This window comes from Lacrimispora sp., assembly GCF_046972725.1.
Taxonomy (GTDB): Bacteria; Bacillota; Clostridia; order Lachnospirales; family Lachnospiraceae; genus Lacrimispora.
This window is the reverse complement of sequence record NZ_JBKVXF010000005.1, coordinates 23,795-46,768: the sequence shown is the minus strand read 5'-3', so window position 1 is coordinate 46,768 and position 22,974 is coordinate 23,795. Positions and strand designations below refer to the sequence as shown.

21 protein-coding genes and 1 riboswitch are annotated in these 22,974 nt (G+C 44.6%); of the genes, 18 read left to right on the top strand and 3 right to left on the bottom strand.

From position 1 onward, the window contains the following. Both ACLTWA_RS15855 and ACLTWA_RS15850 read right to left on the bottom strand, forming a co-directional pair. Complete coding sequence (locus tag ACLTWA_RS15855; RefSeq protein ID WP_412328869.1) at positions 1–663, bottom strand: hypothetical protein; 663 nt, start codon at positions 661–663, stop codon at positions 1–3. Positions 664–1,468: 805 nt separating this feature from the next. After that, positions 1,469–2,881, bottom strand: a complete 1,413-nt coding sequence (locus ACLTWA_RS15850; RefSeq protein ID WP_412328868.1) for an NAD(P)/FAD-dependent oxidoreductase — start codon at positions 2,879–2,881, stop codon at positions 1,469–1,471. An 11-nt stretch (positions 2,882–2,892) separates the two neighbouring features. Further along, positions 2,893–2,988: riboswitch (purine riboswitch) on the bottom strand. A gap of 214 nt (positions 2,989–3,202) precedes the next feature. On the opposite strand from ACLTWA_RS15850, the gene pth reads away from it, so the two are divergent. The 8 genes from pth (at position 3,203) to ACLTWA_RS15810 (ending at position 11,947) form a co-directional block, all read left to right on the top strand. Next, positions 3,203–3,769 (top strand): aminoacyl-tRNA hydrolase, encoded by a 567-nt coding sequence (gene pth / locus ACLTWA_RS15845; protein WP_412328867.1) that lies wholly within the window; start codon positions 3,203–3,205, stop codon positions 3,767–3,769. 9 nt (positions 3,770–3,778) lie between these two features. After that, the gene (mfd, locus tag ACLTWA_RS15840) at positions 3,779–7,315 is read left to right on the top strand and encodes a transcription-repair coupling factor (protein WP_412328866.1); all 3,537 of its coding nucleotides are present in this window, start codon (positions 3,779–3,781) and stop codon (positions 7,313–7,315) included. A 147-nt stretch (positions 7,316–7,462) separates the two neighbouring features. Continuing rightward, positions 7,463–7,648: a hypothetical protein gene (locus ACLTWA_RS15835; RefSeq protein ID WP_412328865.1), complete on the top strand. Its 186-nt coding sequence runs from the start codon at positions 7,463–7,465 to the stop codon at positions 7,646–7,648. 192 nt (positions 7,649–7,840) lie between these two features. Continuing rightward, entirely contained in the window at positions 7,841–8,389 is a 549-nt protein-coding gene (gene spoVT / locus ACLTWA_RS15830) for a stage V sporulation protein T (RefSeq protein WP_412328864.1), read from the top strand. 26 nt (positions 8,390–8,415) lie between these two features. Next, the gene (locus ACLTWA_RS15825) at positions 8,416–8,559 is read left to right on the top strand and encodes an AE-binding protein (RefSeq protein WP_412328863.1); all 144 of its coding nucleotides are present in this window, start codon (positions 8,416–8,418) and stop codon (positions 8,557–8,559) included. A 162-nt stretch (positions 8,560–8,721) separates the two neighbouring features. Beyond that, positions 8,722–9,135, top strand: a complete 414-nt coding sequence (locus ACLTWA_RS15820; RefSeq protein WP_412328862.1) for an Rrf2 family transcriptional regulator — start codon at positions 8,722–8,724, stop codon at positions 9,133–9,135. Between the two features lie 85 nt (positions 9,136–9,220). Further along, positions 9,221–9,859 carry an NAD(P)H-binding protein gene (locus ACLTWA_RS15815; RefSeq protein ID WP_412328861.1) on the top strand — a complete coding sequence of 213 codons (639 nt, stop codon included), beginning with the start codon at positions 9,221–9,223 and terminating at the stop codon, positions 9,857–9,859. A gap of 93 nt (positions 9,860–9,952) precedes the next feature. Beyond that, positions 9,953–11,947, top strand: a complete 1,995-nt coding sequence (locus ACLTWA_RS15810; RefSeq protein WP_412328860.1) for a methyl-accepting chemotaxis protein — start codon at positions 9,953–9,955, stop codon at positions 11,945–11,947. Between the two features lie 73 nt (positions 11,948–12,020). Here ACLTWA_RS15810 and ACLTWA_RS15805 read toward each other — a convergent pair whose 3' ends face one another. Further along, on the bottom strand, positions 12,021–13,001 hold the full coding sequence (locus tag ACLTWA_RS15805; RefSeq protein WP_412328859.1) for a ComEC/Rec2 family competence protein: 981 nt from the start codon (positions 12,999–13,001) through the stop codon (positions 12,021–12,023). Positions 13,002–13,497: 496 nt separating this feature from the next. Here ACLTWA_RS15805 and ACLTWA_RS15800 point away from each other — a divergent pair, with 496 nt between their 5' ends. The 10 genes from ACLTWA_RS15800 (at position 13,498) to ACLTWA_RS15755 (ending at position 22,951) form a co-directional block, all read left to right on the top strand. Then, entirely contained in the window at positions 13,498–13,800 is a 303-nt protein-coding gene (locus ACLTWA_RS15800; protein ID WP_412328858.1) for an HU family DNA-binding protein, read from the top strand. A 3-nt stretch (positions 13,801–13,803) separates the two neighbouring features. After that, positions 13,804–14,043: an RNA-binding S4 domain-containing protein gene (locus ACLTWA_RS15795; protein WP_412328857.1), complete on the top strand. Its 240-nt coding sequence runs from the start codon at positions 13,804–13,806 to the stop codon at positions 14,041–14,043. An 89-nt stretch (positions 14,044–14,132) separates the two neighbouring features. After that, positions 14,133–14,417, top strand: coding sequence for a sporulation protein YabP (yabP, locus tag ACLTWA_RS15790; protein WP_412328856.1), 285 nt, complete (start codon positions 14,133–14,135; stop codon positions 14,415–14,417). Positions 14,418–14,434: 17 nt separating this feature from the next. Beyond that, positions 14,435–14,791: a spore cortex biosynthesis protein YabQ gene (yabQ, locus tag ACLTWA_RS15785; RefSeq protein ID WP_412328855.1), complete on the top strand. Its 357-nt coding sequence runs from the start codon at positions 14,435–14,437 to the stop codon at positions 14,789–14,791. A gap of 17 nt (positions 14,792–14,808) precedes the next feature. Then, positions 14,809–15,132 (top strand): FtsB family cell division protein, encoded by a 324-nt coding sequence (locus tag ACLTWA_RS15780; protein ID WP_412328854.1) that lies wholly within the window; start codon positions 14,809–14,811, stop codon positions 15,130–15,132. Between the two features lie 156 nt (positions 15,133–15,288). Further along, on the top strand, positions 15,289–16,704 hold the full coding sequence (locus ACLTWA_RS15775) for a SpoIIE family protein phosphatase (protein ID WP_412328853.1): 1,416 nt from the start codon (positions 15,289–15,291) through the stop codon (positions 16,702–16,704). A 74-nt stretch (positions 16,705–16,778) separates the two neighbouring features. Further along, a complete protein-coding gene (gene tilS, locus ACLTWA_RS15770; RefSeq protein WP_412328852.1) occupies positions 16,779–18,155 on the top strand; it encodes a tRNA lysidine(34) synthetase TilS in 1,377 nt (458 codons plus the stop codon). Then, complete coding sequence (gene hpt, locus ACLTWA_RS15765) at positions 18,148–18,675, top strand: hypoxanthine phosphoribosyltransferase (RefSeq protein ID WP_412328851.1); 528 nt, start codon at positions 18,148–18,150, stop codon at positions 18,673–18,675. The genes tilS and hpt overlap by 8 nt, the downstream gene beginning before the upstream one ends. A 9-nt stretch (positions 18,676–18,684) precedes the next feature. Then, positions 18,685–20,508 (top strand): ATP-dependent zinc metalloprotease FtsH, encoded by a 1,824-nt coding sequence (ftsH, locus tag ACLTWA_RS15760; RefSeq protein ID WP_412328850.1) that lies wholly within the window; start codon positions 18,685–18,687, stop codon positions 20,506–20,508. Between the two features lie 370 nt (positions 20,509–20,878). Further along, positions 20,879–22,951 (top strand): glycoside hydrolase family 13 protein, encoded by a 2,073-nt coding sequence (locus ACLTWA_RS15755; protein WP_412328849.1) that lies wholly within the window; start codon positions 20,879–20,881, stop codon positions 22,949–22,951. Positions 22,952–22,974: the final 23 nt, after the last annotated feature.

Sequence of the window (22,974 nt, the reverse complement as noted above, 5' to 3'; positions counted from 1 at the left end):
TTAAATAGCCGCTATTGCAGCTGGTAAGAATTCTGGAGCAAAGAAGGCTACGCCCACAATTGCAACAAAAATTCCAGCAGCGATAACTACATCCTTCCATTGTGATAAATCTAATTTTTGACGATTAATTTCTTGTTTAGCCTTTTTCATTTTATTTAAATCTTGTTGGCCCTTTTTATAATCGGCCGATCCTTTGACCTTTTTTTGAACATCTTTTGGGACTTTCGAACCACTAAGTGTTTTTCCATGACTTGGTGTTCCGTCTACATTCTCGGCGCCATGAACATTTATGCGGTTATTGTCAACATGAACATGGGGTTTAGCTTCACCACCAGCAGGTCTGTCAACTCTATAGGTCCAGCCTTGACCTAAATCGTGAGTCTCACCATATCCTAAAGTGGATATAAGATTTTCGTCTACTGAATGTGTTCCTGAATATGAGCCTGTGGTTATTCCTAATTTTTTTAGTTCGAATTCTAATTTCTTTACTGTATTATCTGAAGCTTCACCATTATTTTTGATTTCTGTTTCTGCAGTTTTTACAAGTTGTTCAATTCTAGCAATGCTGGCATTTCTTTCTGCAGCATATGTAGAAACACTTAGGCTAAATATCATTGATAATGTCAGTATAAAACTGACAATTTTTGTTGTCAACTTTTTCATAATAAAATCCTCGCTTTCATCCTTGTTTTACTATTAAATAAGTATGTTTTTAATTAAGATTTTTAGGATTCTCTGACCTTTGGATTACCTCGTAGGGTGATATTAAAAACTTTGTAGCTAAATAAAGGGTATTATTGCTTTGTCCTTCGCACAATAATACTTTTTTATGCGATATTCTCCACCTGTAAGATTATTCTCCATAACATTAAAGTCAGTACTCCGTTGATTTTTATTTCCCTTTACTTCAACTATATAAAATTCCCCATATATTCCTGAAATTTCATCAGAATAAGTGATGGGTTGAAATTCTGGTATCGTATATATTTTCTACTGTCATAGTGCAGGAGAGAGATAATTTACAATATAATCTCTTAGTTGAATTTTTTGTATCAAGGGAAATGTTATTATGTATCCATTAATTATAATAAGTAAAATATAACTATAAAGACTAATACAATTAATTTCCTTTTTCTATCCTTCTGGAATTATAAAGCATCACAGTTCGATTATTAAACCATTAAAGGGATCTTATCCATAAGGGACTGTCCTTTCTTTTATTATGAGTACAGATTAGCTAATCTACTTATAAAATAGCAAATTAAGAAGTAATAAGCCACTCCATGTAGAAAATCGCTGCTTGCATGTAACTTTTTCTATTTTTAAGCATGACAAAATAGCTGTAGCTTCAGTATATACAATATATTGGAGCTACAGCTATTTTTTCTAATAAATTAATTATGTTCAGATAACATCTTGAATGACTCTAACTTTATAACAATTAGTGAAGCGGCATTACTATTTACAATTAAAATTTATTCTTTGAAAGTATACTTCTCGCCACGCTGATCCCATTGGCAGATGCCTGCTGGAGTCCGCGGGTAACGGACGCACCGTCACCGATGGCCCGAAGTCCTTCTACGCTTGTTTCAAAGTCTGAATTTACGACTACTTTGTTGGAATAGAATTTTACTTCTACCCCGTATAGTAAGGTCTCATCGCTGGCGATTCCGGGAGTTACCTTATCCAGGGCCAGGAGCATTTCTTTTATATCTACCATGATGCGGTGAGGGAACACTAAGGATAAGTCTCCGGGCACTGCATCTTTTAAGGTCGGGATTAAGTTGTTACGGCATAAACGTTCTTCTGTGGTACGGCGTCCTCTTTGGAAATCACCAAAGGTCTGTACCAGGATCCGTCCGTCGCAGAGCATGTTGCTGAGCTGGGCGATGTGTTTGCCGTATTCGATTGGTGTTTTAAAGGGTTTTGTAAAGTTCTTGGATACCAGGATTGCAAAGTTAGTGTTGTTTGTTTTGTAATCCTTGGATTTATAGGCATGTCCGTTGACAACAGCCAGGCCGTTTTCATAATATTCGGTTGCAACTTCACCCGATGGGTTGGTACAAAAGGTGCGGACCTTATCGTCAAAGGTAGGAGTATAGTAAACAAGTTTGGCTTCGTATAAGTTCTTATTTAAGAATTCCATGACTTCATCACGGACTTCCACACGAACACCAATGTCTACGGTTCCGACCTGTGTCTCAATGCTGTGGCTGCTGCAGATGTGGCTGAACCAGTCGGAGCCTTCCCGCCCGATGGCAGAAACGATCTCTTTGGCATAACAGGTTTCATCCTTGTCGGTGATGACACCGGTTGCTTTATTATCTTCGATGATAATGTCTTTTACCATGGTGTTAAAGGCCATTTCCACCCCTTGTGCCAGCAGATGCTCCTGAAGGCGGGTATAGATCTTATAGCCTTCCTCTGTCCCTAAGTGGCGGATCGGACATTCGATCAGCTTTAAATTGGCATTAATGGCTTTCCGGCGGATTTCTTCGATTTCTTTCTGCTTATCCACGCCGTAGACATTTTCATCTGCACCGAATTTTAAATAAATGTTGTCGGATTCTTTTAAAAGTTCCACGGTCTTATCGTATCCCAGAATCTCCGGAAGGTTTCCTCCTACGTCAGGGGATAAGGACAGCTTACCGTCAGAAAATGCTCCGGCTCCCGCAAAGCCTGTGGTAATGGAGCAGGGCTTGCAGCCGACACATACCTTGGTGGTACGCTTGGGGCATTTCCGTTTTTCAATCGGGCGGCCCTTTTCAATCATAAGAATCTTAAGCTCCGGTTTTTTCTCAATCAGTTCATAGGCACAGAAAATGCCGGATGGGCCTGCACCGATGATGATCACATCGTATTTTTTGTTCGCATCCTTCATAAACATCACTCCTTTTTCCTTCTAACCCTTATAGTCAACCATTCTGGCAGTTGGTAGAAACGTTCAACCGATTTTGAACTTATATAAGCGCAGCGGTTTCATTCTATCATAACGGACGGATATATGACAAGGGATTCCCTTTAAAAGTTCATAATCGAAAAATAAATCCTTTGCCTTTACATCTTTCCGGCAAGCTGATAAAATGATAGGAACAGCGTTAGATCTCCAACTGGAAAATCTAACGCTTTTCAGGCGTTTGAAAGCCAGGGAAGTCATGAATCATAACAGCAGTTAATATAGAGAATAATAAGGAGAATCGCCATGTTTATCATCGCAGGATTAGGAAATCCAACCAGGGAATATGAAAAGACCAGACACAACGTAGGCTTTGAGGTCATAGATATATTGGCAGACAAACTGGGAATCAGGGTAACGGATAAAAAGCACAGGGCTTTTTGCGGTATGGGAATGCTTGGTACGGAGAAGGTAATCCTGTCAAAACCTCAGACCTATATGAATCTGAGCGGGGAAAGCATCGGTTCCATGGCTGATTTTTATAAGGTGGAACCGGAACATATCATAGTGATCTGTGATGACATCAATCTGGAAGAGGGCCAGTTAAGAATCCGGACAAAAGGCAGTGCCGGAGGCCATAATGGCCTTAAAAACATCATAACCCATCTGGGAACCCAGGAATTTTTAAGGATCCGGGTGGGTGTCGGTGAAAAGCCAAAGGAAATGGACCTGGCAGACTATGTTCTGGGGCGCTTTCCAAAGGAACAGGAAGCCATCATGGAGGACGCATACAAGGCAGCAGCAGAAGCGGCCATTATGATCGTATCCGATGGGGCAGATATGGCGATGAATCATTTTAACAGAAAGAAATAAGGAGACTTCATGAGCGGACTATTTGAAAAGCCATTAAGAGAGTTGAAAGATTTTGAAGATCTCTTAAACGATCTGGAAAAAAAGGCCGGCCCCATAGCGGCAAGCGGCTGCATGGATTCCCAGAAGGTTCATTTGATGTACGAAGCGGCAAAGAACAGGTCGAAAAAGCTGGTGGTGACTTATGATGATACCAGAGCCAGGGAGATTTTCGAGGATTTAAGCTTTTTTGATCCAAACGTATGGTTATATCCGGCCAGAGACTTACTGTTTTTCAACGCCGACATCCATGGAAACCTTCTTACCAAACAGCGCATGACCGTTTTCCGCCGTCTGATGGAGGAATCCTCCGGCTGGGTGGTCACCACCATGGATGGCCTGATGGACCATCTGCTTCCCCTTAAGTATTTAAAGGAGCAGGTGCTTTCCGTAAAAAGCGGCCAGACCATTGAGGTGGAAAGATGGAAGAAGCATCTGGCAGAACTGGGGTACGAACGTATGGCCCAGGTGGATGGCATGGGGCAGTTTTCCATACGCGGCGGTATCATTGATGTGTTTCCTCTGACAGAGGAGCTTCCGGTAAGGATTGAGCTTTGGGATGATGAAGTGGATTCCATACGGACCTTTGATATTGAAAGCCAGAGGTCCATCGAACAGCTGGAGGAGATATTGATCTATCCGGCAACAGAGATGGTGCTGACCAAAGACCGGATCGAAGCGGGCATGGAAGCTATCTCAAAAGAAGCAAAGAAATACGAAAAGGATTTAAGGAGCCAGTCAAAGATCGAAGAGTCAGCAAGGATCCGTTCCATCATAAATGAGCTTTTGGAAGGCTTAAAGGAAGGATACAGACAGCAGGGACTTGATGGCTACATCCATTATTTCTGCCCGGAAAGTGTGTCCTTTCTCGACTATTTCCCAAAGGAGGATACAGTTTTATTTCTAGATGAACCGGAACGGCTGAAGGAAAAAGGGGAAACGGTAGAAGCAGAATTCAGGGAAAGCATGATTCACCGCCTCGATAACGGCTATCTTCTTCCGGGACAGACCGGTCTTCTTTTTGCTGCTAAGGAAATGTTAGCCAGAGCGCAGACAAAGACTGCGGTTTATTTAACAGGACTGGAACAGAAGCTGGCCGGATTTACGGTAAAGAACCGTTACAGCTTTCAGGTGAAGAACGTAAGTGTCTACCAGAATGGCTTTGAGCTGCTGATCAAAGACTTGACAAGATGGAAAAAAGACGGCTACCGGGTCGTTCTTCTGTCCGCCTCACGGACCAGGGCCAGCCGTCTGGCCGGTGATTTAAGGGAGTATGACTTACGGGCCTACTGCCCCGATGACGATGAGGAAGGGCGGGAGGTAAAGCCGGGTGAGATTCTTGTCACATACGGAAAGCTGCACCGGGGCTTTGAATATCCGCTGATTAAATTCATCGTCATTACCGAAGGCGATATGTTTGGCGGAGAAAAGAAAAAGCGGAAACGGAAAAAGGCTTCCTACGAAGGAACAAAGATCCAGAACTTTTCCGACCTTTCCATCGGTGATTACGTGGTTCATGAAGATCATGGCCTTGGCATCTATCGGGGAATTGAAAAGATCGAGCAGGATGGTGTCATCAAGGATTACTTAAAGGTGGAGTATGCGGACAACGGGAATCTGTATCTTCCGGCCACCAGACTGGACGGCATCCAGAAGTATGCGGGAGCCGAAGCCAAAAAGCCCAAATTAAACCGCCTGGGCGGGGACCAGTGGAATAAGACAAAGACCCGGGTCAAGGGAGCGGTAAAAGAGATCGCAAAGGATCTGGTCATGCTGTATGCGGCAAGACAGCAGACCCACGGATTTCAGTATGGGCCTGATACGGTCTGGCAGAGAGAATTTGAAGAGATGTTTCCTTATGAGGAGACAGAGGATCAATGGGATGCCATCGAAGCCACCAAAAAGGACATGGAAAGCAAAAAGATCATGGACCGTCTGATCTGCGGAGATGTAGGCTATGGAAAGACGGAAATCGCACTGCGGGCTGCATTTAAAGCGGTTCAGGACGGAAAGCAGGTGGTCTATCTGGTGCCTACCACCATTTTGGCCCAGCAGCATTATAATACCTTTGCCCAGCGGGTCAAGGATTTTCCTGTCCGGGTGGACTTAATGTCCAGATTCCGTACGCCCGGCCAGATCAAGAAGACGGTGGAGGATCTAAGCCGGGGGCTGGTGGATATTGTGGTGGGGACCCACCGGGTCCTTTCAAAAGATGTGAAGTTTAAAGACCTTGGACTTCTTATTATTGATGAGGAACAGCGTTTTGGAGTAACCCACAAGGAAAAGATCAAGCAGCTAAAGGATAACATCGACGTTCTGACTCTGACCGCCACCCCGATTCCAAGGACCCTGCATATGAGCCTGGTGGGAATCAGGGATATGAGTGTGCTGGAGGAACCTCCGGTAGACCGTATGCCGATTCAGACCTATGTGATGGAGCACAACGATGAGATGGTCCGGGAAGCCATTCACCGGGAACTTTCCAGGGGAGGACAGGTTTACTATGTGTACAACCGGGTCAGCAACATTGATGAGGTGGCAAACCATATAGCAAAGCTGGTGCCCGATGCCACCGTGACCTTTGCCCACGGGCAGATGCATGAGCATCAGCTGGAAAAAATTATGTTTGATTTTGTAAATGGGGAAATCGATGTTTTGGTCTGTACCACCATCATTGAGACCGGTCTTGATATTCCCAATGCCAATACCATGATCATTCAGGATGCAGACCGGATGGGACTTTCCCAGCTGTACCAGCTTCGTGGGCGGGTGGGGCGTTCCAGCCGGATCTCTTATGCGTTCCTCATGTACAAACGGGATAAGATGTTAAAGGAAGAGGCAGAAAAGCGTCTTCAGGCGATCCGGGAATTTACGGAGCTTGGTTCCGGCATTAAGATTGCCATGCGGGATTTGGAAATCCGGGGAGCAGGAAACGTTCTTGGGGCAGAGCAGCACGGACACATGGAAGCCGTAGGGTATGATCTTTACTGTAAGCTCTTAAACCAGGCAGTTTTGGAGTTAAAAGGAGAGCGGAAAGAAGAGGAGACCTACGGGACTGTGGTGGACTGCGACATCGATGCTTATATTCCCACTTCCTATATTAAGAATGAGTATCAGAAGCTTGATATTTACAAGCGGATTTCAGGGATTGAGAATGAAGACGAATACATGGATATGCAGGATGAACTGATGGACCGTTTTGGAGATATTCCAAAGCCGGTTGATAATCTTTTAAAGGTGGCAGGCTTAAAGGCACTGGCCCACAGCGCCTATGTGACTGAGGTCAATATTAACCGTCAGGAGATCCGGCTGACCATGTATAAGAATGCGAAGCTGAAAACAGAAGGAATTCCAAAGCTCGTGGAGCAGTACCGTGGAGATTTGAAGTTCCTCATGGGGGAAGAACCCAGGTTTACCTACCTGGACCGTAAAAAGAATTTGACCACCGATGTCATGATCGGCCAGGCTGAGATGATTTTGAAACAAATCCGAGAATTGTCTGATAAATAAACGGATTTTTGCAAAAACAGCCAAGAAATAAAAGCTTATATGGTAAATCTTTTGTGTGTTTTGTGATATACTAATAGTAGAAGAAGGGATTTAGTCCCAGATGCTTTCTTTCCTTCAAAAACTTTGTTTCGGAGAAAGGTGGTAGCTATGGACGTTTTAAGTATGTATCTTCTGCAGAGAGTATCAGATGAATTAACGATTCAAAGGAATGGTTCTTTTGAAAACAGATTCGTTTCACCCATTCCGGATAATACAGCCGCAAAGGCAGCTCATGAGGGATATATTACCTCTTCAAAGGAAGTATCTCATCCCATTAGAAAAGGTGAGTTTTGATCTGGTTCACTTTCAATCCCGCTTCTTCAAATTTTATTTTAAGGTTCATGTAAAAATCAGGGTTCAGCTTAAAAAAAGGCTGGCCCTGATTTTAAATTTTGGGAAAAATGGCAGACTTAAGTATAATCTTCCGCATTCGTAGCAAAATAATATCAGTGATATTAAATTGCACAAGATGGAGGAATTTTAATTATGAAAGCAACTGGTATTGTACGAAGAATTGATGACCTGGGCCGGGTAGTTATACCAAAAGAGATCAGAAGGACACTCCGTTTAAGAGAAGGGACTCCGCTTGAGATATTTACAGACAGAGAAGGAGAAATTATTCTAAAGAAATATTCCCCCATGGTCGAATTGACTGCTTTTGCCTCCCAGTATGCAGAAGCAATGGCTCAGGCAACAGGACTGACTGTCTGCATTAGTGACAGAGATCAGATCATTGCAGTGGCAGGAGGTTCTAAAAAAGAACTGCTTCAAAAAACAATCAGCAAGCAGCTGGAAACCATCATCAATGAACGTTCCGTTGTTCTTGCTGGAAAAGATGATAAAGCCTTTGTGGCACTGACCGGAGAAACTTTAGAAGGGATTACCGCTCAGGTCGTAGCTCCCATTATCTGCGAAGGTGATGCAATCGGAGCCGTAGCTTTATTAAGCAGAGAACCAAGAGCACGTTTTGGTGATATGGAAACAAAGCTTGCAACCACAGCAGCCGGTTTCTTAGGCCGCCAGATGGAAGGATAAAAAATCATAATAAGGAGGTGAAAAAAATGAGAGTAGTAGTGCCGCAGGAAGATAATTATAGTGATGGCGATATTCCGGAAGTTGATTATGAGCCATACGAAGACGGATTTTACGTAGAACCATTGCCGGAATCCGAGCGCCCCAGAAGGGACGGCCCAGGAGGGAATTAAGAAAAGGCAGCTGCCAAAGAGACAGAAAAAACTGTACTCACTGGCGGCTGTCTTTTTATATGGGGAGACAAAGGGTGGTGATGAGAAAACTTATTATTAACAAGGATTGACAAATGGTGTATTTGTTACTAAAATAGTTACAAATGGAGGTGAACCAAACAATTGTTTTCTACAAAACTCTCAGTTAGCATTCATATTCTATGTATGCTTGCCCTTAACAATGGAAATCCCATTACCTCTGACTGGATTGCAGGCAGCATCGGGACGAACCCGGCATTGGTACGGCGCCTTATGGGAAAACTTAAAAAGGCAGATTTGATAAAGGTTCAGACAAAACTTGGGGCCACAGGACTGAATAAGCCCAGCGATGAAATCTCTTTGCTTGAGGTATTTCTTGCGGTTGAAGAGAATCACAGGATTTTTGATATGCATACCAATACCAATGAACATTGTTTTGTAGGTGCGAATATCGGCAGAAGTCTGACTGGAGTGTATGATAAGCTTCAGGATACCTTTGAAAAACAGCTTGCTGAAGTACGGCTTTCCGAAATCGTAAGCCGTCTGAATGAAAAGTAGTGTTTACGAAACCACGGAAGGCTGTTACGTAAATAAAATTATAATTGAGGCTGAAGTGACGGCCAGAAAGAATGGAGGAATATTTATGAATATTGCAATTATTGGAGCAACAGGTATGGCAGGACGGGAAATCTACAGAGAGGCGAAAGAGCGGGGGCATGAAGCGGTAGCTATCGTGCGAAACGAAGAACAGGCAAAAGAAGTTCTCGGAAGTGACGCAAAGGTAATGATAAAGGATGCATTCTCTCTGGAAAAAAAGGATCTTGAAGGCTTTGATGTGGTGGTCAACGCGTTTGCTACGGCACCGAATCTGGCTTATCTTCATGTAGACCTTGCTGCAAAGCTGGTCGCATTATTTCGGGAAACCAGCTCTCCGCGTCTGTTTTTTATCTTAGGGGCAGGAAGCCTGTTTGATGAGACGGGAGAACGCTTTGTGGAAACCATCCGTAAAACTCCAGGTTCTGAGGCATGGATTTCCATTCCTGAGAACCAGCTAAAGGAACTGCTGTTCTTGCAGAATGTTGAGAATGTCAATTGGGTGGGAGTTTCCCCCTCTGCTTCCTTTACGCCCGGTGAAAAGAGTACTCCGGTGCTGGGAAAGGATCACCTTCTGACAGCAGCAGATGGAAAATCACATACCACAAGCAAAACCATGGCAGTTGCTGTCTTAAATGAAATAGAACAGCCAACGGTTATCCGCGGACGTTTTACCGTGTCTGATTAAGCATTTAAGTAATGCATTGTGAACAAACGTCTGAATGATAAAGAGTTTAAATACAAAGGTATGACAATGTACGGCAGATAAACAGGAGATTTTATGAAAAGCATAAACGTTAAGATGACGGTTTACCTGGGAATATTGATAATTGCTGTTTGTGTGGGATTGAGCTACGTCTCTTATTATAATGCAAATAAGGCATTACAATCCAATCTTGAAATTTTGATACCCGAAATTTCCAGACAGACAGCAAACAATATTTCAGGAAGAATTGAAGGTGAGATGAAAGAACTGGAGGCGATTGCGGCCAGAGATGATATAAAGGATATGTCAATAGCGGTTAAAGATAAGATGAAGATTCTCAAAGGGGAAAATGAAAGAATCGGTTCCGTCCGTTTGGGAATCGCGGACTTGGATGGAAATCTTATAAATACAGACGGAACCACTACCGGTGATTTAAAAGAGTACAGGTTTTTTCAGGATGCCTTATCAGGAAAAGCCAGTGTCGATGATCCAACCGTCACACCTGAGAATCTTCTGGTTGTGCCTTATGCAGCTCCAATCAGAAATGGAGAAAAAGTCGTTGGGGTTTTAGTGGAAACGAGAGACGGCAATTATTTAAGTGAACTGACAAATCAGGTAAAGGTGGGAAAGAATGGAACTGCATATATGATTAATAAGGATCAGACATCAGTGGCCGATCCAAACAAGCAGTTAGTCATTGAAAAGTATAACGGACTGGAAGCGGCAAAAAAGAACCCGGAACTTCAGGCAGTGGCCGATATTCAGAAACGGATGACAGCCGGAGAAACTGGAATGGGCCAGTTCCGTTATGGAGGAATTGATAAATACATAGGCTATGCTCCGGTAGAAAATACGGAGTGGTCTGTGGGAATCACGATGACAAAGGAGGAGGCTTTATCCGTACTTGGAGGTCTGGAGAAAGCTTCAAAAGTTACCTCCGCTGTGTTCGTGCTGCTCAGTCTGGTTTTTGTATATATTATGGCAACTGCATTTTCCATGGCGATAAAATCAACTTCTAAGCATTTAAAGCAATTGGCAGAAGGGGATTTAAGCCGGAAGGTTCCCGTCAGGAATTTAAAGCGCAAGGATGAAATCGGCGAAATGACAAGATCCATGAAAACCATGCAGGAATCCCTGGGAAGTATGATTCAGGGAATTAAGGTCAGCTCCGGGGACATTAATACACAGACCGAAAGCCTGAATACTGTCATAAGAGAAGTGTCCTCCGGTTCTCAAAACGTATCGGATATGATCACGGAAATTGCCCAGGGGACCAGCAATCAGGCAGAAGAACTGGCTACCGTTACAGACATACTGGAGCAGTTTAATCAGAAGCTGTCCGATATGCTTGACGGAATCCGCCTGATTGACTCAAATTCCAAAGAAATCAACAATATGGCAACCGATAACAACAGGAACATGCAGGCCCTGAATCAGTCGGTAGGAAGTATTTCCCTTTCTTTTAAGGATTTCTTTGACAGAATCAATGCTCTGGGAAATTCCATAAAGCATATAGGAGAAATCACAGGGCTGATGAACAGCATTGCCTCTCAGACAAATCTTCTGGCCTTAAATGCATCCATTGAAGCCGCCAGGGCAGGAGATGCGGGAAAAGGATTTTCTGTTATTGCCGAAGAGGTCAGGCGTCTTGCGGAACAGTCAAGGATTTCCTCAGAAAACATCAGCAGCGTAACTGACGGACTGCTGTCAGAAGCAGAGGGGATCATTGAGAATTCTTCTTCTATGGATGAAGAACTTGGAAACCAGCTTAAGGTAATCGAAGATTCGCTGATATCCTTTAACAGAATTATTGATGGAATCAATGAAATGCTGCCAAAGATAGAAAGCGTAAGAAATTCCGCAAAGGCAATTGATACGGATAAATATGCGATCTTAGATAAAATACAAAGCGTTTCAGCAGCATCAGAAGAAATATCTTCATCATCAGAGGAGATATCGGCCTCATCAGAAGAAATCAGTGCCTCTATAGACAGCGTCGCTCAATCAGCCCAGATATTGACGAATGCCACAGGGCAGATGCTTAAAGAGGCAGAACATTTTAAAATCTGAATGTCTGAAAATCATACCGTAAAAAAAGCAACCCGTCTGTATAACCTGTCGGGTTGCTTTTTGCGTAATCCTATTAATAAATAGTCTGGTCTCCATCCTTAATGCAGTAATTCCGTTTTACTCCCAGCTCATCCATCCACTGCCTGGTTTCAAGAGTCTTCCAGTCACCGCTTCCAATCCCGGAACCATTGTCATTGTTCCAAAGCCACAGCGGACATGGCCAAAGTGCGATTTTAGGACGTATCACTTCATATACTTCCCGACTGACCCCGTACTGTCCGTGATGGGACATCTGTACAATATCGCTTTTCAAATCTTCCCGGCTTGTCTCATTCAGCAGAAGCTTTCCGGCTTCCGGTCCCAAATCTCCAAGCACCAGGATGCTGACGTTATTTAAGAAGAACTTGTAGGCAACAGAACTGTTGTTGACAGAAGTCACGTCTAACAGATATGGGTCGTTCAAAACTTTGGCCCTGATCTGGCCTACTTTGATTTCATCACCCTTATGGACGACATGGAGACGGTCCGCAGGAAGCGTTGCAAGTGCGTTCCGCAGCTGAGTGACCATATCGGATCTGGAAGGTTCTTTTGTTTCATACCAGGACTGGTCTGCCAGATTGTAATAAACCTGATCGATCGTGATCTTTCTGTCCGGGTTGTTTAAGATCTTTACCAGTGCTCCCACGTGATCGGAATGTGGGTGTGTGATGAACCATGCAGAGACACGGCCGCCTTTGCTCTTAATTACGTCGGTCAGGTGTTCCGCATCGATATCCCAGCCGCCATCGATAACGATAAGCTCGCCATTCTTGTCCTGCAGGACCATGGAAAGCATTTGCCGGTTGTCATAATCTGACAGGAGAGATAAGCTGCCTCCGTTAAAAAGTCTGCCTCCATGTCCGATGGCAAGGGCGGGGCCAAATCCCATGGCCTGCGCCGTTAAATCATTTTCTCCCTGAGTTGCTGATACGGTCTGCACGTGAAATGCAGAAAAAACAATGTTAAAAAAGAGCAGGAAAGCTGCTGCTTTTTTCCAGAATTTGAATTCTTTCATAGGAACCTCCGGTTTCAATTAAATTAAAACTATTATATAAGAATCTTCTCCTTTTTAACAGGGGCCGGAGATAAATGTCAGAAAATCTTCAGAATTGGAAAATGTTTCAAAAAGTATACGGTCACTGGAAATCAGATAAAAGAAAAAATGTGTGAAGAGAAGGCAGGCATGTATACTTTCAGTAATTTCGTAAATATTACAAATAAACTGCGTTCCAGATATGGCTGTTCCTGGGACAGGAAACAGACCCATAAGAGCCTGAAGCTGTTCGCTTAAAGGTTATGATTCACAGCCAGACCCCAAGAAAAAATGATACGCAGAAATCCCCATGTTTTTGGCGATAAAAAGGTGATTTTATCGGAAGAGGGAGAAGCCCTGTGCGATGCGATAAAAATGCAGGAGAAAGCCCGTAAAAAGAGGAAAAAACCTTGACAAAAACAGGAGAAACAGCTATAAATGATATAGTAATCGTGTTAATGCGAATAATCGTAGCAAAGTGCTACATTTTAGGAGGAAGATATCAATGAACAAAGCAGAGTTAATCGCAGCAGTAGCAGAGAAGGCTGAACTGTCCAAGAAGGATGCGGAGAAGGCAGTAAAGGCTTTGACAGATGTTGTATCTGAAGAGTTAGTAAAGGGCGAGAAAATCCAGTTAGTTGGTTTTGGTACATTCGAGGTATCTGAAAGAGCAGCAAGAGAAGGCAGAAATCCAAAGAGCGGCGAAATCATGAACATTCCTGCTTCCAAGACACCAAAGTTTAAAGCTGGCAAGGCTTTAAAGGATATGGTAAACGCATAATCCATGAGATTGGACAAGTTTCTTAAGGTTTCCCGTCTGATTAAAAGAAGGACAATTGCCAACGAAGCCTGTGATGCAGGCCGTGTGCTTGTCAATGACAAAGCTGCGAAGGCTTCCTTAAACATTAAACAGGGTGATGTGATCGAGATACGTTTTGGAACCAGTTCGGTGAAAGTTGAGGTTCTTGACGTGGCAGAAACGGTAAAAAAGGATGAAGCAAAGGAGCTGTACCGGTATCTTTAGCTGGAATTCTTATACGTATGATAATTTTCAGGAATATTGGAGCACTCCTCCTAATATACTTAAGACAGGTATATTAGGAGGTTTTTCTTATGGAAGAGAAAATGAGCATCCGCCCTCACAGGCTGACAATAGAAAATCGTGCCTCCGGTACGTTGACGGGAATACGGGAAGTGGTGTCTTTTGACGAGAATCAGGTGATCCTGGATACTGACATGGGGCTTTTGACATTAAAGGGGAAGGATCTTCATGTAAGCCGTTTGACCCTGGAAAAGGGGGAAGTGGATCTAAACGGCAGCATTGAGAGCTTAAATTATTCTTCCAACGAAGCACTGCGCAGATCCGGAGAATCTCTGCTTTCCAGGCTGTTTAAATAAGAATCAGAAGGAGTCATATGAGCGTTCATATCGTATATGAAGTAAAACTTCTGCTCTACAGCTTTTTAACGGGTGCAGGGCTTATGATGACATATGACCTGTTGCGAACTTTCCGTATTTTAGTTCCTCACTCCTATACACTTATAGGGATTGAGGACATGGTATTCTGGGTATATGCCGCTCTGACGGTATTTTCCCTTCTATATGAGCAGAATGACGGCGGATTAAGGGGGTATGTCATCGTTGGGATTTTTCTTGGCATGTTCCTGTATGACAGAATGATAAGCAGGTTTTTTCTAAAGTTCTTGAAAAAGTTTTGGAAATATCTTAAAATGAAAATGCGTATGTTATTCCGTCACAAAAGACGGCAATAGGGATGACTGGTGAATGAATGAATAAGATGGGAAGATCTAGAAGAAAAAGAAAAGACAAATGGGGCAACCGCATGACCCTCATTGGTATTACTTTTGTAGTGTTCAGTCTTGCCGTGACTGTTACGATCAAAGGCGCCACACTGAAGGAAAAGGAGCAGGAGTATGCAATCCGTCTGGAAAACCTTCAGGCGCAGGTGGACAAGGAACAGCAGCGGTCCAAGGAGTTAGAGGACTACCGGGTCTATGTCCAAACCAAACAATACATAGAAGAAGTGGCAAAGCAAAAGCTTGGCCTTGTGAAGCCTGACGAAATTCTGCTGAAACCGTCGCAAAGGCAATAGTGTTTTGCGGGTATCCCTCTATGTCCAAGATACGTGGACTTTATAGGAGAAACCTGTCGTACGATTTTAAATAATGGGTCAGCTGTTTTGACAAATATTTTCCTTCTGTCTGTATATAATGTGGTCTAAAGCATGAAACAGGCAGGAGGGATTTTTGTGTTCAGACGTAAGGCAGCACATCACGATATGGCTGATGTGAATGTATACACGGCTAAAAGATTAAACGACATGGCAAACTCCTTAGGAGAACTTGCGAAAGCGTGCACAGATGAACTGTCAACAGAACAGGGACTTACGAAGGAAGATGGCGTGGCAGCTCTTGAAACAGCGGCAGCCATGGTATGCGCAGGCTGTAATAAATGCTTTGTGCATCCCGGGAAAGAACAGGATAATCAGTATTATCTGCAATATCTGATTCGTGCATTTGAACAAAAGGGGAACGTGGACTACGGGGACATGCCCCGTTTTTTTCTGGAAACCTGTAAAAAGAAAGATGAATACATGGTCCATTTAAACCGGGGCCTTGGACGGGCTACCATGAATCTGGCTTGGAAGAACCGCTTTTTGGAGAGCCGGGATGCAGTCATTGTGCAGTTTAAGGAACTGGCAATGATCTTAGAGGAATTTTCCCATCAGGTCGAACATGCCGTTGACATCACTCCCGAATGGGAGGATGAGGTAAAGCGGGCATTCCGGAAAAATCATATCATAATAGAAAAAATGCTGATGCTGGAATATGAAAACCAGCAGCGGGAAGCATTCTTAACCATGCGGACCATGAACGGACGCTGCGTCACAGTAAAGGAGGCGGCAGAAATTCTGGAAGCGGCAATGGAAGAAGGAGAGTGGACCGTGGCACCGGATGGAAGAAATCTGGTGACAAAACAGTCCGATACCATACGGTTTGTGGAAAAAGGAGAGTTTCAGGTCATCTACGGGGCTGCAAAGGCGGTAAAGACCGGAGAAGAGGTTTCCGGTGACAACTACACCTTTGGACAAGTCCAGCCGTGTCAGGTAATTATGAGCCTGTCAGACGGTATGGGCAGCGGCAAAGCCGCCGAGGAAGAGAGCCGCCAGGTCATTGAACTGACCCAAAGGCTTCTGGAAGCCGGGTTTTCCGCCAGGGCCGCCTTAAAGATGGTCAATACGGTTCTTTTGCTGACCGGTATTTCCCAACATCCGGCAACTTTGGATTTGTGCTGCATTGATTTGAAAACCGGCATTATGGAAGCCATGAAGCTGGGAGCGGCAGCAACCTACATATTGACAGACCGGGGGGTAGAGCTTTTAGAAGCAGGTGATGTTCCCATGGGAATCTTAAATCCTGTGGAACCTGTGCTTTTGTCGAAAAAGCTATGGGACGATAACCGGATCGTCATGGTGAGCGACGGAATATTAGACGCTCTGCCGGCAGATGACAAAGAGTACATGCTAAAGGAGTTCATTGCCAGTATGCCTAAAAAAAATCCTCAGGATATGGCAGACCGGATTCTGCTCTTTGCGAGATCATTTACGGAAAACGCTGCCGATGATATGACGGTGTTGACTGCAGGCATCTGGAAAAGAAAATAATAATTGCAACAGACATGTTTTGCGGGTATATTTATAATAAAGAGGGGAGAAAATCAACTAAGGAAGGTGACAGAATGTACAGAACGATATTGGAGTTTATCAGACGGAACCGGCTGTTGACTCCGGGAGACCGCATCCTTGTGGCGCTTTCCGGAGGAGCCGATTCGGTCTGTCTTCTTGTAATCTTACATGAATTAAAAGAGGTGCTTGGACTTTCTTTAAAGGCCGTCCATGTCCATCACGGTTTAAGGGGCGCAGAAGCAGACCGGGACAGTGAGTACGCAAAGGAACTTTCCCGGTCTCTTGGGGTGCCCTTTTCCTGTATCCGTGTGGATGCGGCAGCCTATGCAAAAGCACACAGAATGTCTGTGGAGGAGGCCGGAAGGCATCTGCGGTATGAGATTTTTGAAAAGGAACGCAAGGCATTCGACGCAGATAAAATCGCTGTAGCCCATCACGCCGATGACCAGGCAGAGACCATTCTTTATCATCTGTTCCGCGGGACAGGGCTAAAGGGGCTGGGGGGGATACGGCCGGTGAGAGACCGGATTGTCCGGCCTTTGCTGCCGGTAAGCAAGGAGGAAATTCTTGCATATCTAAAGGAAAAAGGGATATCTTATTGTGAAGACTCAACCAATTCCCATACCGATTATGCCAGAAACCGGATCAGGGGGATTCTTCTTCCAAAAATCCGGGAACAGATCAATCCCAGAGCCGCAGAAAATATTATCCATGCCGGGGAAATGGCAGCAAAAGCTGATGAGTACCTGGAAAAACAGGCAGAAAACTTTTTAAAGGACTATGGCATCCGGAGAACGGATGAAACTGGTTCAGTCACTGCATATGCAGTCAGAACAGAATTTCTTTTAAAGGAAGATGACATCATAAAGACTTATGTAATCCGAACCATGATCCGGTCGGTCAGGGCGTCCATGAAAGACATTACCATGACCCATGTGGAAAGTGCCGCGGCTCTGCTGTCCGCCCCCAAAGGCAAGCAGGTGGATCTGCCGGGAGGGCTTCTTGCCGTACGGATTTCTGACTGCCTGTGGATAAAGAATAAAAATCAGAAGGAATCTGTGGATAATTCCAAAGAACGGCCCCTTCCTGAAGTTGATTTTCAAGTCTTTCCTTATAAAAAAGGTCAGGAAATTCCCAAAAACGGGTATACGAAATGGTTTGATTATGATAAAATCAAATGTGCACTCTCAGTGAGGTATCGGAAAACAGGAGATTACATGACACTGGCCGGAGGCGGTAGAAAAACCGTCAAGGCATTGATGATTGATGAAAAGGTTCCCAGGGAGGAACGTGAAAAAATCCCATTAATTGCGGATGGTTCCCATGTCCTCTGGGTCATCGGATACCGGATCAGTGAATACTATAAGATAACAGATGATACCCATACAGTAATACAAATGCAGTTAGACGGAGGAAAAGACAATGGATGATAAGATACGTGTATTGTTATCAGAGGAAAAAGTGGCAGCAAGGATTAAGGAAGTTGCAGAACAGGTCAGTAAAGATTATGAAGGAAAAAAGCTTCATCTGATCTGTATATTAAAGGGAGGCGTTTTCTTTACCTGTGAACTTTCCAAACGAATCAGCTTGCCGCTTACCATGGATTTCATGTCCGTATCCAGCTACGGGTCAGGTACCGTATCAAGCGGGATCGTAAAGATCGTGAAGGATCTTGATGACCCCATCGAGGGAAAGGATGTGCTGATCGTTGAAGATATCATCGATTCCGGCAATACCTTATCCTATTTAATTGAGGTATTAAAACAAAGAAATCCAAACAGCATTGAGCTGTGTACCCTTCTTGACAAACCGGAGCGCCGGGTGAAGACACAGGTACAGGTCAAATATACCTGTTTTACAGTACCGGATGAGTTTATCATAGGATATGGTCTTGATTACGATCAGATATACAGGAATTTGCCATATATTGGAGTTATAGAACAGCAATAAGGAGGCAGCATGTTAAAACAACAGCAACCATTTAAAGGCTTGGGATTTCTGCTCCTTCTGGTTATCATGCTTTTATTTGCCAGCAGGCTTCCCCAAAAAAGCGGAATCATCACCAACCAGGAGTTGATGCAGGCAATAGACAATGGAACCATAGCCTCGGCTACGATCAGGCAGAACGATCCGCCCCCAACCGGGAAGATTGAGATGACCATGACCGATGGCACCACAAAACAGGCCAATGTATCCGATGTGATTGGAATTCAGGACCGTTTGGACCGCAGTGGAATCACTTATACTGTGGACGCCGTCCAGAAGGAGAATTTATTCCTGACCATCACACTTCCGCTGATACTTACGGCAATGGCTATGGTATTTTTATTTATGGTCATGAATGCCAGGGCAGGAGCCGGAAGTGCCAATTCCAAGATGATGAATTTTGGCAGGAGCCGGGCACTTCTTGCCAAGGATGCCAACAAGGTGAATTTCAGCAAGGTGGCAGGTCTTGAAGAAGAGAAGGAAGAGCTTGAAGAAGTGGTGGATTTTTTAAAGAATCCACAGAAGTATACGAATGTAGGCGCCAGAATCCCAAAGGGAATCCTTCTTGTAGGACCTCCCGGAACCGGTAAGACCCTTCTTGGCAAGGCAGTGGCCGGTGAAGCCGGAGTGCCGTTTTTCTCCATATCCGGATCGGATTTTGTGGAAATGTTTGTCGGTGTAGGTGCATCCCGTGTCAGGGATCTATTTGAAGAAGGAAAGAAACATGCGCCCTGTATCATATTTATCGATGAAATCGACGCCGTAGCCCGGCGGAGAGGAACCGGTATGGGCGGAGGACATGACGAGAGAGAACAGACGTTAAACCAGCTTCTTGTAGAGATGGATGGGTTTGGTGTCAACGAAGGAATCATCGTTATGGCAGCGACCAACCGTGTGGATATTCTGGACCCGGCCATCCTTCGTCCCGGACGTTTTGACCGGAAAGTAGGCGTGGGGAGACCTGACGTAAAGGGAAGAGAAGATATTTTAAAGGTACATTCCAAGGAAAAGCCTTTGGGAGAAGATGTAGATTTAAAAAGGATCGCCCAGACCACATCAGGCTTTACGGGTGCTGATCTTGAGAATCTGATGAATGAAGCAGCCATTTATGCGGCCAGACACAGCAAGAAATTCATCAATCAGGCCGATATTGATAAAGCGTTTGTTAAGGTCGGCATCGGAGCCGAGAAAAAGAGCAAAATCATAACCGAAAAGGAAAAGAAGATCACTGCTTATCATGAAGCAGGTCACGCCATTCTTTTCCATCTTCTTCCGGACCAGGGACCGGTTCATACCATTTCCATTATTCCAACGGGAATGAGTGCTGCCGGCTATACCATGCCATTGCCGGAGAATGATCATATGTTCAACACCAGAGGAAAGATGCTGCAGGATATTATGGTGGATTTAGGCGGCAGGATCGCAGAGGAAATCATCTTCGGTGATATTACCACCGGAGCATCACAGGATATTAAGCAGGCCACAGCGCTGGCCCGCGCCATGGTGACCCAGTACGGCATGTCCGAGCAGGTGGGCATGATCAATTATGATAATGACGGTGATGAAGTCTTCATTGGACGGGATCTGGCCCATACAAAGAATTACGGCGGCCAGGTGGCCAACACCATTGACAATGAAGTAAAACGAATCATTGATGAGTGCTATGAGAAGGCAAAAGAGATCATCTTGAAACATGAAGATGTACTTCATGCCTGCTGTAAGCTGCTTATGGAAAAAGAAAAAATCGGCCAGCAGGAATTTGAAAGTCTGTTCTCTGCTCCAGCAGAAGTGATATAAGCTTCTGAAGGCTTAATGAAGATAGAAGTGCAGAGTCGGGTAAAATGTCTATGTTTTTGCCTGTGATTCTGCACTTTTTTGTAACCTGTCAAAGGGCTGGGGAAATGTGCATAAAAAATCATATTGAAAAAAATGATGTTTGTGCACACTTATTTTGCAGAGCATGGTATATTTATAAACGTAAACCCCCCCAATACATTATATAGTTTTTGCTACACCCCATAAGAAACGAAATACCTTCTCCGAAAAACGGTCAGCTACCCCGCTGACCGTTTTTTCTATCTGTTTATTGGAAAAAGGCGGGTTGTATATTTAAGATCAATCAGATAAAATAGAATTTATAGAAGCAGAGAAAGGAAATGGAGATCCTATGTGTTTTCAGTCAGAAGCGTTAAACACAGAAGCGTTATTTACCGATGAGACAGAGAATTTCCGTTTTCCGGCAGAGCCGGCGAAGGGAGAAGAAGTGCGGTTTCTTTTCCGTACGGCAAGGAATGATGCGGATTGGGTTTATTTTATAGAAAAAGGAAGTGACCGTGAGGCAGCCATGGAAAAAGCCGGATCCGATGGGCTGTTTGATTATTATGAATACAAAATAGTGGTTGGAGCTGATCCGGTTTTTTATTTCTTTCGGATAGAAAAGGGAGCAGAACGCTGGTATTACAACCGTCTGGGGCCTTGTAAGGAACCTTTGGCCTCCTGTTATTTCCGTGTGGTTCCGGGCTTTTCTGTGCCGGACTGGGCGAAGGGGGCGGTGATGTATCAGATTTTTGTGGACCGCTTTCGCAATGGAGATGAGAAAAATGATGTGACTGACCGGGAATATATCTACATCGGAAAGCCGGTTACTCATGCGGGAGACTGGAGGGAATATCCGCAGCAGATGGATGTGGGACATTTTTACGGCGGAGATCTGCAGGGGATATGGGATAAGTTTGATTATTTAAAGGCCCTCGGAGTTGACGTGATCTATTTGAACCCTGTTTTTGTCTCACCCTCCAATCATAAATATGACTGCCAGGACTATGACCATATCGATCCCCATTACGGAGTGATCGTAACGGATGGAGGCGAGGCGGTAGATCCGAAAGCCGAAGATAACCGGAATGCTGCGAAATATATGATCCGCACCACAGAAAAGGAAAATCTGGAAGCCAGCGACCTGTTTTTTGTCCGGTTTGTGGAGGAACTGCACAAAAGGGGGATGAAAGTCATTCTCGATGGAGTATTCAACCACTGCGGATCCTTTCATAAATGGCTTGATGGGGAACGGATCTATGAAATGTCGGGAAATTATGCGCCTGGGGCATATGTGTCAGAGAACAGCCCCTACCGCTCCTTTTTTAAATTTTCCGACGGCCGGGGCTGGCCTTATAATGATTCCTACGAAGGCTGGTGGGGCCATTCGACCCTTCCAAAGCTTAATTATGAAGAATCCCCGGCCTTATATGAGGATGTTCTTCGTATTGCAGGAAAATGGGTGTCTGCGCCTTATCATGCAGATGGCTGGAGGCTTGATGTGGCAGCGGATTTAGGCCACAGCAGCCAGTATAACCATGACTTTTGGAGAGCCTTTCGAAAAACGGTAAAAGAGGCGAATCCAGAGGCTCTTATTCTGGCAGAGCATTATGGAGATCCGTCTGCCTGGCTGAATGGAGATCAGTGGGATACGGTCATGAACTATGATGCCTTTATGGAGCCGGTCAGCTGGTTTTTGACCGGAATGGAAAAGCACAGCGATGAAAGCAGTCCGGCTCTGTTTGGAGACGGAGAACGTTTTTTTAAGTCCATGAACGAACACATGAGCCGCATGATGACCGGTTCCCTTTTTGCTGCGATGAATGAATTATCAAACCATGACCATTCCCGTTTTCTTACCAGAACCAACAGAAAAGTGGGGCGGTCGTCTACCCTGGGACCGGAAGCTGCCTCTGAGGACATCCATTATGGAATCTTTCGGGAAGGTGTCATGATCCAGATGACCTGGCCGGGGGCGCCCACCATTTATTACGGTGATGAAGCCGGTGTATGCGGCTTTACGGATCCTGATAACCGGAGAACCTATCCCTGGGGCGATGAAAACTTTGAACTCATTGAATTCCACCGGTATATGACTGCCCTTCATCACCGGCTGCCTGCGCTCCGGCTGGGGTCCTTAAAGCAGCTTTTGGCTGAAAAGCACCTGATTTCCTATGGGAGGTTTTATAAAGACAGTATCTGTGCCGTTGCGGTGAATCACTGTCAGGGAGAACGAGATGTGGAAATACCGGTATGGCAGCTGGGGGTAAGGGACGGGGAGACGATGACAAGGCATATGTTTACCTTTGGCAGCGGCTACAATGCAGGAGAAGTTCCCTATGAAGTAAATGACGGCCGGATAACCGTTCGGATGCCGGAAACGAGTGCGGTTCTGCTGTCCGCAGATCGGATTGAAAAGTTATAAATTTTGCAAAAAACCCTTGATTT